Below are 934 nucleotides of genomic sequence, written 5' to 3'. Positions count from 1 at the left end.
GCGTGGTCTGCTTCGGCCATATGGGCGACGGCAATCTCCACTACAACATTTCGCGGCCCGTCGACGGCGACGATGAGGCGTTCCTCGCTCTCTATCACCCCATGAACAAGGTGGTGCACGATGTGGTGCGCAGCCTGCACGGTTCGATCTCGGCCGAGCATGGCATCGGCCAGTTGAAGCGCGACGAACTGATCGCCACCGCGCCGCCAATGGCGATCGATCTGATGCGAAGGGTGAAGGCCGCTTTCGACCCGGCCGGCATCATGAATCCGGGTAAGGTTATCTGAACCTTTCGACAAGTTGCGGCTGGTGGGATTCCGATAACCATCCCTGAGATCAGCAAAATTTAACCGACTTTCTTAAGCGGGGCGGTAAGGAGCCCGCGCTACTGTCTCCCTACAAACGAGGCTGGAAAAACCGGCCCGGAGAGAACCGGACACCGGCTCTCAGGAGACAGACAGGAAGGCCACTCTATGAACACCGGACTGAAGCCAGTCTGGGCGGGACGCAACATGCGTCTCGACCCATTTCGCCTGCCGCAAGTGGTGAGCTACGCGACTCGCGACGACTACGGCGATGTAACCTTCACCATCGACCAGCGCGGCGCCGTGATCCGCCGCCTGCTCGAGATGAGCGGCCTGCCCGCGATCATCGTTCTGCCCGCCAATGCGTTCCGCGGCGTTGCCGCCCGCGCCATGGAGGATCCGGACGGCAATGTCACGGTGACCCTGGAACTCTTGCACAACGACCCGATGCTGTCGGTGCCGCTGCTGGTGGCCGACGATCTCGACGATGTCGCAGCCGACTGGCGCGCCTGGGCCGACGCTTACCGTCTGCCGATGCTGCTGATCGAATCGGACGGCGTTGCCCGCACCCTGGAAGAATCGCTCGGCGCCGCCATCAAGACGCTGCCGCCGCAGGGCCGGCGCAAAGG

At 63.0% G+C, this 934-nt stretch carries 2 protein-coding genes; both read left to right on the top strand.

Going from position 1 to position 934, the window contains the following annotated elements:
- The coding region (locus EOC06_RS44060) for an FAD-binding oxidoreductase (RefSeq protein WP_281062127.1) at positions 1-287 on the top strand (287 nt) is incomplete at its 5' end.
- 186 nt (positions 288-473) lie between these two features.
- Positions 474-934 (top strand): DUF6101 family protein (locus EOC06_RS32015; protein ID WP_128309667.1); only part of this gene is annotated, 461 nt, incomplete at its 3' end.

It is taken from the genome of Mesorhizobium sp. M7A.F.Ca.MR.362.00.0.0, assembly GCF_004023175.1.
In the GTDB taxonomy this organism is placed as follows: Bacteria; Pseudomonadota; Alphaproteobacteria; order Rhizobiales; family Rhizobiaceae; genus Mesorhizobium.
This window is presented reverse-complemented; position numbering and strand designations above follow the sequence as displayed.